The organism is Aliidiomarina sp., assembly GCF_047920995.1.
In the GTDB taxonomy this organism is placed as follows: Bacteria; Pseudomonadota; Gammaproteobacteria; order Enterobacterales; family Alteromonadaceae; genus Aliidiomarina.
On sequence record NZ_JBLRWZ010000016.1, the window covers coordinates 13218 to 26508 of the forward strand.

15 protein-coding genes are annotated in these 13291 nt (G+C 45.8%); 11 read left to right on the plus strand and 4 right to left on the minus strand.

The window, feature by feature from the left end; genetic code table 11:
* Positions 1-12 precede the first annotated feature (12 nt).
* The 3 genes from ACNA7P_RS05885 to ygfZ all read right to left on the minus strand — a co-directional run bounded on the left by ACNA7P_RS05885 (position 13) and on the right by ygfZ (position 2547).
* Positions 13-822 carry an EAL domain-containing protein gene (locus ACNA7P_RS05885; protein ID WP_416257687.1) on the minus strand — a complete coding sequence of 270 codons (810 nt, stop codon included), beginning with the start codon at positions 820-822 and terminating at the stop codon, positions 13-15.
* A gap of 302 nt (positions 823-1124) precedes the next feature.
* Entirely contained in the window at positions 1125-1610 is a 486-nt protein-coding gene (locus ACNA7P_RS05890; RefSeq protein ID WP_416257688.1) for an FKBP-type peptidyl-prolyl cis-trans isomerase, read from the minus strand.
* Entirely contained in the window at positions 1603-2547 is a 945-nt protein-coding gene (ygfZ, locus tag ACNA7P_RS05895; protein ID WP_416257689.1) for a tRNA-modifying protein YgfZ, read from the minus strand. The genes ACNA7P_RS05890 and ygfZ overlap by 8 nt, the downstream gene beginning before the upstream one ends.
* Positions 2548-2863: 316 nt before the next feature.
* Between ygfZ and ACNA7P_RS05900 the strand changes: the two genes are divergently transcribed.
* Both ACNA7P_RS05900 and ACNA7P_RS05905 read left to right on the plus strand, forming a co-directional pair.
* Positions 2864-3136 (plus strand): succinate dehydrogenase assembly factor 2, encoded by a 273-nt coding sequence (locus ACNA7P_RS05900; protein WP_416257690.1) that lies wholly within the window; start codon positions 2864-2866, stop codon positions 3134-3136.
* Between the two features lie 58 nt (positions 3137-3194).
* A complete protein-coding gene (locus ACNA7P_RS05905; protein WP_416257691.1) occupies positions 3195-3614 on the plus strand; it encodes a protein YgfX in 420 nt (139 codons plus the stop codon).
* Here the strand turns inward: ACNA7P_RS05905 and nadB are convergent.
* Positions 3611-5215 (minus strand): L-aspartate oxidase, encoded by a 1605-nt coding sequence (gene nadB, locus ACNA7P_RS05910; RefSeq protein ID WP_416257692.1) that lies wholly within the window; start codon positions 5213-5215, stop codon positions 3611-3613. The genes ACNA7P_RS05905 and nadB overlap by 4 nt on opposite strands.
* Positions 5216-5371: 156 nt before the next feature.
* Between nadB and rpoE the strand changes: the two genes are divergently transcribed.
* The 9 genes from rpoE (at position 5372) to recO (ending at position 13287) form a co-directional block, all read left to right on the plus strand.
* Positions 5372-5953: an RNA polymerase sigma factor RpoE gene (rpoE, locus tag ACNA7P_RS05915; RefSeq protein WP_416257693.1), complete on the plus strand. Its 582-nt coding sequence runs from the start codon at positions 5372-5374 to the stop codon at positions 5951-5953.
* Between the two features lie 21 nt (positions 5954-5974).
* Complete coding sequence (locus ACNA7P_RS05920) at positions 5975-6595, plus strand: sigma-E factor negative regulatory protein (protein ID WP_416257694.1); 621 nt, start codon at positions 5975-5977, stop codon at positions 6593-6595.
* Between the two features lie 5 nt (positions 6596-6600).
* Positions 6601-7635, plus strand: coding sequence for a MucB/RseB C-terminal domain-containing protein (locus ACNA7P_RS05925; protein WP_416257695.1), 1035 nt, complete (start codon positions 6601-6603; stop codon positions 7633-7635).
* Positions 7632-8075 (plus strand): SoxR reducing system RseC family protein, encoded by a 444-nt coding sequence (locus ACNA7P_RS05930; protein WP_416257696.1) that lies wholly within the window; start codon positions 7632-7634, stop codon positions 8073-8075. Before ACNA7P_RS05925 ends, ACNA7P_RS05930 begins: the two co-directional genes overlap by 4 nt.
* Positions 8076-8167: 92 nt before the next feature.
* On the plus strand, positions 8168-9985 hold the full coding sequence (lepA, locus tag ACNA7P_RS05935) for a translation elongation factor 4 (protein ID WP_416257697.1): 1818 nt from the start codon (positions 8168-8170) through the stop codon (positions 9983-9985).
* A 32-nt stretch (positions 9986-10017) separates the two neighbouring features.
* The gene (gene lepB, locus ACNA7P_RS05940; protein WP_416257698.1) at positions 10018-10911 is read left to right on the plus strand and encodes a signal peptidase I; all 894 of its coding nucleotides are present in this window, start codon (positions 10018-10020) and stop codon (positions 10909-10911) included.
* Positions 10908-11615, plus strand: a complete 708-nt coding sequence (gene rnc, locus ACNA7P_RS05945; RefSeq protein WP_416257699.1) for a ribonuclease III — start codon at positions 10908-10910, stop codon at positions 11613-11615. The genes lepB and rnc overlap by 4 nt, the downstream gene beginning before the upstream one ends.
* Positions 11612-12553: a GTPase Era gene (gene era / locus ACNA7P_RS05950; RefSeq protein ID WP_416257700.1), complete on the plus strand. Its 942-nt coding sequence runs from the start codon at positions 11612-11614 to the stop codon at positions 12551-12553. The genes rnc and era overlap by 4 nt, the downstream gene beginning before the upstream one ends.
* Positions 12553-13287: a DNA repair protein RecO gene (gene recO, locus ACNA7P_RS05955; RefSeq protein ID WP_416257701.1), complete on the plus strand. Its 735-nt coding sequence runs from the start codon at positions 12553-12555 to the stop codon at positions 13285-13287. Before era ends, recO begins: the two co-directional genes overlap by 1 nt.
* Positions 13288-13291: the final 4 nt, after the last annotated feature.

A 13291-nucleotide genomic window follows, 5' to 3' on the forward strand; every position in this document is an offset into this window, starting at 1 on the left:
ACCCTCAAATAGCTACGCTGTTTGGGGGTTTTTATTTTCTGCAACCCAAGTACATAGTTCGGCAATAGTTAACGGCCTACTAATTTGAAACCCTTGAATGATATCAAACCCTAATTCAGCAACCGTATTGAGTGTGGCGATATCTTCAATTCCTTCGGCGGTAACCAAAACACCGGTTTGATGCGCGAGGCGCATTACTGCTTTGGCTAAGAATTCCGCTTCTTTCGAGCTGTGAATATTGGCAATAACAGAAATATCCACTTTTATTTGATGCAGGTGCATTTGCGCTAGTGTGGTTGCGGTGGCATCAGCGGTGCCAAAATCATCGAGTGCTACTTTAAAGCCTGCTTTGCGGAATTTCTCGAGCAGCCCAATGAAATGATTAATTTGATTGAATACAACAGACTCAGGGAATTCTAAAATTAACTGGTTCGGATGAATGCCATGCTGCTTACATTGTTCGATAAGTACCGTTAAGAAGCTTGGATGTTGAAAGGATGCTGGGCTTACGTTCACCGATAAGCTTAAATTTGCATCATGCTCACACAGTAATTTAAACTCTGGTAAGGCTTGCTGCAAAATGCGTACGGTGAGTTCATCAATAATGCCGCGTTCTTCTGCTAGTTCGATTAATTCTGGTGCACTCAGTTCGCCGTAGTGTGGATGTGACCAGCGCGCAAATATCTCCACACCAATAAAGCGACGAGAATTCACCAACTGCATGGGTTGGTAGGCAACCGAGCAATGTTCTAGCAATAGCTGATTGGCAATGCTTTGCTTGTTGCGCGGTAAGTGTATAACTCCATTTGTAGACTCTGCCATTTCCTATTTGCTACCTTGGTTTACTGTACTGTTAGAACACTTCGAGTTGTTGATTACATTTTGGTCTAAAATACTCAATAGTGCAATTACTACTAGGTTAGGATAAACGCAAGTTTTTAGCGCTATTTGTGCGCTTTGCATAAAGCTAGAAGGTAAGTTTAGAAAATTCCATTGGCATAGGGATAGATAAAAAAGAGCCGCAATCATCAGATTGCGGCTCTTTTTAACATTTTACAGAATAACGTTTCACACAGTAGTGTTGCAGGTTTATCTGATGGAATCAGATTTCCCGATTGCAGTGCTTAGTGATCAACGCCGCCCGGACCATGCACATGGCCATGGTCAAGCTCTTCTGCAGTGGCTTCGCGCACATCGATAACCTTCACTTCAAAGCTTAAATCAACGCCCGCAAGTGGGTGGTTGCCGTCTACAGTTACTTCAGTATCAGTAACTTCTACAACCATTACTGATTGCTCACCATGATCGGTAGTTGCACGAAATTGCATGCCAGGGTTTACATCCTGGTCACCAAATAGGTTCCGCGGAACTGTTTGTACTAGACCATCATGGCGTTCACCGTAAGCATCTGCCGCAGTGATATCTGCATTAAGCTCTTCGCCAGCAGTTTTACCTTCTAACACCTTCTCAAGGCCAGGAATTAACATGCCACGGCCGAAAATGAAGGCGAGAGGACGCTCTTCAGAAGATTGGTCCAAGGTTACACCTTCACCATTTTTTACGGTGTAGTGGATGGTTACTGCTTTGTCTTGACTGATGGTTTCACTCATTGATTGATTCCGTTTCGTCTGGTTTTTGGCAGGGGGTGAATTTGCTGTCGTCCTGCCCTTTAATGCGCAATTGGGCAGTAGCTTCGATATCGCTTGGAAGCACTGCCTGAATTGCAATGACATCGTTATCATAACGCACTGCGCTGATAACTGCACCTGCGCGGCGCCAATTTTCGCCCAGTTTTACTTCTAACTGGTTTGTTGGCGTCGGCGTAGATTTCGCTAACCCGGTAAGCTGAAACAACCGGCGCTTGTTCATTCCTTTGTAGTGCATTCGCGCTACGGTTTCTTGGCCGATATAGCAACCTTTCTTAAAGCTAATCGCACCTAACGTATCTAGATTAAGCATCTGTGGAATAAATGTTTCTTGGTGCACATCTTCCATAATAGGCCAATCGTGTTCTATTTGCAGAGCCTGCCAATAGCGCTCGTTTTGGCTAGGCTCGGGCGAGGCTATGTTGTTCGGTTGTACCAGTAAGTATGCGTTTTCTGTAAGCGCAAACACACTGGTTTGCTGTTGGTAGTGATAAGGCTCTTCAATGGTAAAACCAAGTTGCGCAGCTACAGCAGATTTGGCATTAGCGCCTACTACAACAGAGGTACTGAACTGCTCGCTTACATCAGTAAAGTTAACTTGGCTGAACACCGAAAATTTCTGCAGTTGAGCTAAGCTTTTTGCTAGCGTACTGCGGTTTTGCATGAGTATGAAGCCTGCTTCATTACGCGCGATACGCGATACACTCCAAAGCTTGCCCTTCGCATCGCAATGGCCACAAAGCTGCCAGTTATTTTGCGTGAGTTGCTTTAAATCGCAGGTAAGCTGGCCCTGTAAGAACGGCTCTGCATCGCTACCTGATACCTGTATCACCGCCAAACTCTGCACGGCAATGTTCGTAGTGGTAGGCGATGTGGTTAACGTGTTTGGCAATAACGACACAAAGGCTCCTGAGCAGTAATTTATTTGCATAATTAACAGTGGGGATTCGTAGGTGATTTTTCAAGGTTTACGATTAGGGTTCTTAATGAAAAACATCAGCTAAAGCGCTTTTTAATAGAATCAATTGGGTTCAGTGATGCCTTACTGATAAAATGCGCGTATATCTAGGTGAGTATAATTGATAGGCATAGCCCATGGCCGTTCGGCGGGCCTCACTATGTACTGTGCGCAGTGCGGCTTAATGCGGTACTATTACATTCAGTGCAAGCGAGCGCAGTGTTAGTAAACTGTGGTAGTTAATAAGAGTGGAGTAGTTATGAGTTTTCCAAGGCAATCAGAAGAAGCGTTAAAAGATAAACGAAGAATGCGTTGGGCTTGTCGGCGCGGAATGTTGGAATTAGATGTTTTATTTGCGCCCTTCGTGGAAGAAGCATATGACGATTTGAATGATCAACAACAAGCCGTATTCAGACGTTTACTAACGTGCGATGACCCTGATTTATTTGCTTGGTTTATGGGCCATGAAAAGTGCGCAGATGCAGAGCTTGCAGAAATGGTTGCATTAATGCTGCGCCGCGTAAAAGTGTAACGGTTATATTCTAAAAAGAGCCTTGGTTTTACCGGGCTCTGCTCGCATGAGGCTACGGATGGCCACCTACTTGTTCAAATTCCGAGCATCGGCAATTAGCCAGCAGTTGCTTAACACCGGCTATCTAGCCTGCAGTTTACTTGCTGTTTTCACTGTGTTGGTTGATCTTTTAATCCTCTGTAGTGCGATAACGCTATGGTGGGTATTACGTGAGCTAGAAAAGCGCACACCTGCAGAAGGTTTCAGTTGTAATGAAGTGGGTGAGGGGAGTTACCAAGGTGATGAGGTTGCCATACAAGCTGGAGTAATTCTAACACCTTGGCTAATGATCTTGCAGTTTAAGCGAATAGCTAGGTTGGCTCCATATTCTCTTCGTACCGCCTACATCAGGCGAACTATTTTCGTAGATCAAGTGAGCGCCCAAGATTGGGCGCGTTTGCAACGTATTGGCCTAACCTTGAATGCCCGGCGGCGCTAATTTTTCGGGGTTGGCGTTAGAATAGTTGGCCCGGAATTAGGCAGAAGACCCGGGTAATCCAAGGTATAGTGTAAGCCACGGCTTTCTTTTCTGAGCATCGCACTTTCGATAATCAATTGGGCTACTTGCGCAAGATTTCGTAGCTCTAATAAGTTATTCGTTACCCGGAAGTTGGCGTAGTAATCATGAATCTCCTGCTGCAGTAACTCTACTCTTCGTAAGGCACGTTCTAGGCGTTTGGTAGTGCGAACAATACCAACGTAATCCCACATAAATAAACGTAGCTCATGCCAGTTATGCTGAATAATTACTTCTTCATCGGAATCGGCTACTTGGCTTTCATCCCAAGGTCGAATATCAGTACACAAGTGCGTATTTGCCATTTTTGCCGTGATATCTGCGGCTGCAGCGCGGGCAAACACTACACATTCAAGCAACGAGTTACTGGCCATGCGATTAGCCCCATGCAGGCCGGTGTAAGCCACTTCGCCAATCGCATATAGATTCGCTACATCAGTAGCAGCGTTTTCATTGGTAACAACGCCACCACAGGTGTAATGAGCGGCTGGCACAATTGGCATGGCTTCCTTGGTGATATCGATACCTAAGCCTAAGCACTTTTCATAGATGGTAGGAAAGTGCTGCATGATAAATTCAGCTGGCTTATGGGAGATATCTAAGAACATGCAATCTGCTCCCAAGCGCTTCATTTCATAATCGATTGCACGGGCCACTACATCTCGTGGTGCGAGCTCTGCACGTTCATGAAAATCGGGCATAAAGCGGCTGCCATCAGGACGTTTCAAGAAAGCACCTTCACCACGCAAGGCTTCAGAGATGAGAAAGTTGCGGGCGTTTGGGTGAAATAAGCAGGTAGGATGGAACTGATTAAATTCCATATTGCCTACCCGGCAACCAGCGCGCCAGGCCATCGCGATACCATCGCCGCTGGCGATATCAGGATTCGATGTATATTGATATACTTTACTCGCACCACCAGTGCACAAGGCGGTAAATTTTGCCGCTACGGTTATTACCTTCTCTTCACTGCGGCTCCACACATAAGCACCCACGCAACGGGGGCCACTGGCATCATATTCGTTTACCAAATCAACAGCATTACAGTGCTCCAATACCTGAATACTCGGGTGGGATAGGGCTTGGCTGGTTAGTGTGCTTTGTACCGCTCTGCCGGTGGCATCGGCAGCATGCAGGATGCGCCGATGGCTGTGGCCACCTTCGCGGGTTAAATGGTAGCGAGTTTCGCCATTGTGATCGGCTTCGCGATCAAAATCGACGCCAAGCTCTATCAGCCAATTCAAACTTTCTTTGGCCCGCTCAGCGGTGTAACGAACAATATTACTATCGCAAATACCACCACCAGCGATTAGTGTGTCATTAATGTGAGATTCAATACTGTCGTTTTCATCAAATACGGCGGCGATGCCACCTTGTGCATAATAAGTAGAACCTTCAGCTAGTGGACCTTTACTTAAAACCACTACCTGATATTCTTTGGCAAGTTGTAGAGCGAGTGATAAGCCGGCGGCACCGCTCCCAATAATAAGTATATCGCATGCAATCGTGGCGCTTGAAGTCATGATCATTTATCGTAGTTAAAAGTTATTTTTGAATTTTACCTTTGTTCCGATCATTTTTCCGAACTTTTTACACAAAGCTGGGTCTAGTAAGTAGATGATGATACGAGCCCAGATGAAAATACGCGGCAACAAGGGTTGATAAGAGAGTGGGCTCGAATGAGCGAACAAGAAATTGATCAACAGCTGGTAGAACGAGTGCAGCAGGGTGATCAACGGGCTTTTGATGTTTTGGTAAAGAAATACCAGCATAAAATCATGAGCTTAGTGTCACGGTATGTGAAGCACCCCGGTGATGTTCCGGATGTAGCGCAAGAAGCTTTTATTAAAGCGTATCGAGCATTACCGAACTTTCGTGGTGAAAGTGCGTTCTATACATGGCTATATAGAATTGCTGTAAATACAGCAAAAAATTATTTAGTAGCGAAAGGGCGCAAGCCCCCAGCTTCTGATGTAGATGTAGAAGATGCTGAGTTTTTAGATGCAGGACATGGTTTGCGTGATATCGCCTCTCCGGAGCGTATGTTGTTATCCGATGAACTGAAGCGAACTGTGATGGATACCATTGCCGCATTGCCAGACGATTTAAAACAAGCAATTACATTGCGTGAATTAGATGGTTTAGGTTATGAGGAAATAGCAATCACAATGGATTGTCCAATAGGTACGGTAAGATCAAGGATATTTCGGGCACGGGAAGCAATAGATAAAGCAATACAACCTTTGCTCGATGACAATTAAGGCAACTGAGGATACATGCGAATGACGATACACCAGAGAGAAAAACTATCAGCACTGCTCGATGGCCATATTGAAGGCAACGAGATAGTGATGGAGCTGGTGGACAATGCAACTGAGCGCGAACGTTGGTTTCGTTACCAGCTGGCGGGCGCAGTAATGCGTGGCGAAGCAACTACGCAACAGCCGTTTGATATTTCTGCGCAAGTAGCAGCACAAGTAGCTAGTGAAGCAGTTTACTCGCAATCCGGTTCAGCTGCGCAGCAACAATCAGTGTGGTTACGTGTACAACGTTGGCTACAGAATGGTTGGGTGCGCCCAGCCGCGAATGTTGCGGTTGCCGCTGGTGTAGCAATTGTAGCCATTGTTGGGGTGCAAAACTTCCAGCGAGTAGATGATGGTACGGTAGTAAACAACCCAGTTGCCGCCTCTGCCTCGAGCTCGTTACAAGGATTTGAAACCATGCCACTAGGTGGGGTGATTAATCCGGTGAGCTTTAATACCGTGCATCCACAAGCAGAAGTTCAGGATAGCGATCAAGAACGCCGCTTATTACAATCATTTTTTGTTGATCACCATCAGCAGCAGCAGTTAAGTGATCAAGAAAGTGCAGAGAATGAAGACCCAGTAAAGGAAATTGATTAAACACTATGTACGGCCAAAGGTTTTTGCTGGCGAGCGCGGTAATCGCCAGCATGCTAGCAAGTTCTTCCGCGTTTGCTTCTGCACAGCCGCTGGCCTCAGCAAACTTCGCGTCTGCCGCAGCTAATTCCACCCTTTCTTCTGTTGCTAATGACGAACAGCGCGCCCTAGTTGAGGGTGAGCGCTGGTTCGATTTTATGCAAGAGGCGTTGAATAACTACAATTTTAGCGCTTCGTTAGTGCATGTGCAGGGGCAACGGGTAGAGCTATTTCGTTGGTTACGTGGCAGCACTGCGGATAATGAATCATTAGAGTTGTTGCGCAGTTTAAATGGTCCGGAAGTGCAAATTGTGCGCCGCAACCAACATGTTTCCTACTTTCATTCTATGGCTACCCCTTATAGCCTGCGTTCAAATTCAATGTTTGGACCAATTCCAACCGCATTATTTAATGAATTTTCAGCAATTTCCGCAAGTTATTATGCGGTGCCTATGGGCGGCGCACGAGTGTTGGAAAGGCCAACCATTCATTTGCGATTACTTCCCCATGAACAAGATCGTTTTGGCTATTCGCTCTGGATTGATAGAGAATCGGGCTTACCACTGCGCATTGCTACGGTAACCTTGGAAGGTGAAGTGCTTGAACAAGTGCAGGTTACCTCACTAGAAGTGAGTGCCGAACCGCATTCAGATTTAGAACAAATTTTGGAATTAAATCCGCCGCCAGTTGTTACTGATAACCAAGCGCGCGCGCAGCTCGTACATAATTGGCAAATTAACTCGCTGCCAGCAGGCTTTACCCAAATCCGCGCTAATCATCACCGTTTACCTATTACCGGTATCGCGGCAGATTATTATCTGTATACCGATGGTATTACGCGCGTTTCTGTATATGTAACAGAAGACCCTCGCACCAACACGAACCTGCGCTACGATGGCTTAGAATCGCTGTACACCCACGCTTATCGTGATTACAGCGTTACCGTAGTAGGGCGTTTGCCAATGGCAACATTGCAACGCATTGCGATGTCGGTGCGCAGATGATTCGAGAAATTGGCGAAGTTACCGCAGTAAATGAAAATTGGGTAACCATCACTACCCAATTACAGCAAGGCTGCGGTGGTTGTAAGCAGCAAAACCATTGCGGTGCTGGCATTTTAAGCAAAGCATTGCCAAATCGGCGTGGTGAAGTAGAAATTTGGCTGGCGAATCCACCAGCCTTGGGTAGCAACGTAGAGCTCTGGTTACCAGAAAAAGCAATGCTGAAATTTTCGCTATTACTCTATTTATTGCCAATTTTAAGTTTATTAGTAGGTGCATTTTTGGGCCAAGGTATTTTCCCAAATAATGAAGGTTTAGTGATATTGCTCGCATTTGCGAGTTTTGGGTTCAGTTTTTATGGCTTAAAACGTTGGTTACAGCGCCGAGATTTGCAGGTTCGTGAATTAATGCAGATTAATATCCTCCCTTCGAACCAACCTTGATTGTTTATCTGCGCCAAAGACAGTAAAATTCGCCCCATTAAATACGGTGAGGAATTACGGCGTTTTGCCGGCTAACCGGATATGAGGTGTACATGAGCCAAACTGGCATTGCTAAAAAGAATATTCGTAACTTCTCTGTGATCGCGCATATCGATCATGGTAAATCAACGCTTTCAGATCGTTTAATTCAAACCTGTGGTGGTTTAGCCCAGCGAGAAATGTCTGAGCAGGTGCTAGATTCCATGGATATCGAGCGTGAGCGCGGTATTACTATTAAAGCGCAAAGTGTAACCTTGTATTACGATGCGAACGATGGTGAGCGTTATCAGTTAAACTTCATTGATACCCCGGGGCATGTAGATTTCTCCTATGAAGTATCGCGCAGCCTTGCCGGTTGTGAAGGGGCCTTGTTAGTAGTGGATGCGGCTCAAGGCGTAGAAGCGCAAACCTTGGCGAACTGCTACACCGCAATCGACATGGATTTAGAAGTTGTTCCAGTTCTGAATAAAATTGATTTACCTTCTGCTGAGCCAGAGCGAGTAGCGCAAGAAATTGAAGATATCGTGGGCATTCAAGCTCACGATGCGGTGCGTTGTTCGGCGAAAACGGGCATTGGCATTGATGAAGTACTTGAGCGGATCGTGTTGCAAATACCATCACCAGAAGGGGATGCAGACGATGAGGCGCCATTACAAGCGTTGATTATCGATTCGTGGTTCGATAACTATCAAGGTGTTGTTTCGCTGGTACGAATTAAAAAAGGTGTGTTGCGCGCTGGCGATAAAATGAAAGTGATGTCTACGGGCCATGATCATATCGTTGATAAAGTGGGTATTTTTACCCCGAAGCAAACAGAAACCGGCATTCTTCGTGCAGGTGAAGTAGGGTATGTAATTGCAGGTATTAAGGAAATCCACGGCGCCCCTGTTGGTGATACCTTAACCCATGCTAAACGCCCAGCCGATAAGATGTTGCCTGGTTTCAAAAAGGTGCAGCCGCAAGTATATGCGGGTATGTTCCCAATTAGCTCTGATGATTATGAGAACTTCCGCGATGCGCTCGATAAGTTAAGCTTGAACGATGCATCGTTGTTCTTTGAACCAGAAAACTCGGGTGCATTAGGCTTTGGTTTCCGTTGTGGCTTCTTAGGCATGCTGCATATGGAAATTATCCAAGAGCGGCTAGAGCGTGAATATGATATCGATCTGATTACCACCGCACCAACGGTTGTTTACAAAGTAGAAACAACCAAGGGTGAAATAAAAATGGTAGATAACCCAGCATATTTGCCGCCGGTAAATGATATTAAAGCGATTTATGAGCCTATCGTAGAAGCAAATATACTCGTGCCACAAGAGCATGTGGGCAACGTAATTACGTTGTGTGTAGAGCGCCGCGGCATGCAAACGAATATGGTGTATCACGGTAATCAAGTGGCCCTTACCTACGAATTGCCGATGGCAGAAGTGGTAATGGATTTCTTTGATCGCTTGAAATCAACCAGCCGTGGTTACGCATCGCTTGATTACCAGTTTAAGCGCTTCGATGAATCGGATATGGTGCGGGTAGATATCCTGATTAATGCCGAACGAGTAGATGCGCTAGCCATGATTCTACATCGCAGCCAAGCGCAATATCGTGGCCGCGATGTGGTAGATAAAATGCGCGAGCTGATTCCGCGGCAGATGTTTGATATTGCCATTCAAGCAACTATTGGCAATCATGTTATTGCCCGTAGCACGGTAAAACAACTGCGTAAAAACGTAACGGCGAAATGTTACGGGGGCGATGTAAGCCGGAAGAAGAAACTATTGCAGAAGCAGAAAGAAGGTAAGAAACGGATGAAGCAATTGGGGAACGTGGAAGTTCCTCAAGAGGCGTTCTTAGCGGTATTGAAAACCGGTAAGTAATGCACCTTTACAGTTAATCAGGAACGTTTTGCATGAATACATATTATTTTTCGCTATTGCTTGTAATCGGTACCTTTGTAACAGGGATTATATGGGCAATCGACCACTTTGTTTGGAAGCCAAAGCGAGATGAGAAAATTCGTGCAGCTGAGGCGCAAGCTGGTGTAGCGTTGGAACCTGAGCAAGCAGATCAAATTGCACCGCAATCTGGCTTGGCGGATTTTGCACAAGCTGCGTTCCCGGTGCTGTTTGTTATTTTAATTCTGCGTTCATTTATTTACGAACCCTTTCGAATTCCTTCTGGCTCAATGCTGCCTACTTTGCTGGTGGGTGATTTCATTCTGGTAGAGAAATTCCGCTATGGATTACGTGAGCCAGTATCAAGAAAGGAGTTTTTCCGCACCGGCCGGCCTGATCGCGGTGACATTGCGGTATTTAAATATCCCGTAGAGCCAGACCTTGATTACATTAAGCGAGTGATTGGTTTGCCGGGTGACAGAATTACTTATCAAGACAAAACATTTTTCATTCAACCAGGCTGTTTAGCAGATTGCGCTGATGTAGAACCGATAGAGTTAACCCGTGATCTGCAAGCCGTTGGCGAGTACCAACAACAGCGTATGCCGTTGCACCGTTACCATGAACAGTACAATGAATTGGAATATAATGTTTTAGTGAACCCTCGGGTGAATTCCACGAATAATGCGATGGTTTGGGATGTACCTGCTGAGCACTACTTCTTTATCGGCGACAATCGTGATAATTCGGTGGATAGCCGCTATTGGGGCTTTGTACACGAAGATTTGTTAGTGGGGCGTGCTGTGTTTGTTTGGTTAAGCCTCGAGTTTGAGCGTGATGTGAACAGTTGGTTACCGAACTGGGTACCTAGCAAAATCCGCTTTAACCGTTTAGGGAGAATTAAGTGAGTTTACCACCTATCCAGTTGCGGGAATTAGAACGCCGGCTAGGCTACAAGTTTAACAATCATGATTTGTTATATCAGGCACTTACTCACCGAAGTGCCAGTGAAATCCATTATGAGCGCCTTGAGTTTCTGGGCGATTCAATTTTAAGTGTGGTAATTGCCGAAGAGCTCTACCACCGCTTCCCAAAATCACCGGAAGGCGATTTAAGCCGCATGCGCGCAACTCTTGTGTGTGGCACCATGTTAGCGAAAGTAGCCCGAGCATTTGATTTGGGCAAATTCTTAAAGTTAGGTCCCGGTGAGTTAAAAAGTGGTGGCTTTCGCCGCGATTCAATTCTTTCAGATGCGGTAGAAGCCATTATTGGTGCAATCTTTTTAGACAGCGATGTTGTTACAGCGCAGCAAATTGTTCGCGATTGGTATCAACCGTTATTGAATGAAATTAAGCCTGGTGATAATCAAAAAGACCCGAAAACCCGTTTGCAGGAGTTCTTGCAAGGGCGGCAGTTTGATTTACCAGCATATGAAGTTGAAGCTACAGAGGGCCAAGCGCATAACCAGCGCTTCACGATAAGCTGTAAAGTAGCGCTTTTAAATGAACCTGTAATTGCCACCGGAACAAGCCGCCGCAAGGCTGAGCAAAGCGCAGCTGCAAAAGCAATTGCGCTGCTTGCAGAACTACCGGAAGGCAAGGAATTAAAATGAATTTAGACGAATTTTTCGCAAAAGAAGCAGATGATAAGCCAGCAGGTGAAACCTTCAATGGCTTTGTGGCTATTGTGGGTAGGCCGAACGTAGGTAAATCAACGCTGTTGAATCAATTACTAGGCCAAAAGGTGAGTATCACCTCGAAGAAAGCGCAAACCACTCGCCATCGGATTTTAGGTATCGATACGGAAGGCCCATACCAAACCATTTATGTAGATACTCCTGGTTTGCATAAAGACGAAAAGCGCGCCATTAATCGATTAATGAACAGAGCTGCGAGCTCTTCGATTGGTGATGTAGATTTGGTGCTGTTTATTGTGGAAGGCACGCACTGGACCGAAGATGACAAAATGGTGCTTGGTAAAATTAAACGTGCTAATCGTCCAGCGATGTTGATTATTAATAAAATTGACCAAGTAAAAGATAAAGGCTCGCTGTTGCCGCATATTCAAATGATTACCAGTGAGTACGAGTTTAAAGAAGTGGTGCCATTAAGTGCGTTATCACCTGAGCAAATGCCTATGTTGAAAGCGCTAGTAAGGCCTCATATGAGCGCTGGTATCCACTTTTATCCGGCAGATCACGTTACCGATCGTTCGGTGCGCTTTATGGCTGCGGAAACCATTCGTGAGAAGCTAATGCGCTTTACCGGAGAAGAGCTACCTTACTCAACTACAGTAGAAATCGAGAAGTATGAAACTGCCGAAAATGGCATGGTACATATTCATGCTCTCATTCTAGTAGAGCGAGAGGGGCAGAAGCGCATGGTGATTGGCAATAAAGGTAGCCGATTAAAAACCATTGGTTCAGAAGCGCGTAGAGATATTGAACATATGCTCGATGCTCGCGTGAACTTGCAGCTATGGGTAAAAGTTAAATCCGGTTGGGCCGATGATGAGCGAGCGTTACGCAGCTTAGGCTACGGAGAAGAATAATGCCTCGGGCCGTGGTTTTGCACCGTTGGCCCTGGCAAGAACACGGCCTGTTACTCGATGTATTTAGTGAGCAGCATGGCCGTTTTCGCGCTATAGCAAAGTATGCTCGTAGCCGCCGCTCAAATCTACGTGCGGCATTGGAGCCTTTTACCGTAATTGATATTGAGCTAAGTGGCCGTGGCGAGGTGAAAACTTTGCGGCGCGCAGATGTTCAAGCTACTTATTCATTGCAGCGTGTACGCCTTTACAGCGCGTTGTATATCAATGAGCTACTACAGCGCTTATTACCTGAGCATACCGAAATGCCAGGCCTGTTTGCCGATTACCTCGCAAGTTTAGAGTTGCTAGCAAGTGATACCTTGCTTGAACCTATTTTACGTCAATTTGAATATCGCCTGCTTTGCCACCTTGATTTAGGCTTTTCTTTTACGCATGATGCAGAGCAGGGCAACGCTATTTTGCCTGCACAAGCGTATCGCTTTCAGGCCGGCTCTCATGAGCAAAATGGCGGTTTTGTTCCGAGTAGCCTAACAATCTCTCGAGTTGCCGATACGTTGATTATCGATGGTGCAGAAATAGCTCGGCTTGCTGCTTTCGATGTAGAAAATCCACAAGTTTTGCAACAATTTAAGCGCTTGATGCGTATTGCATATGCACCCTTGTTGGGTTCTAAGCCGCTACGAAGTAGAGAATTATTACTCGCTTCATTAGGCGCCCAGCAACGAGCTGAGTAATTTA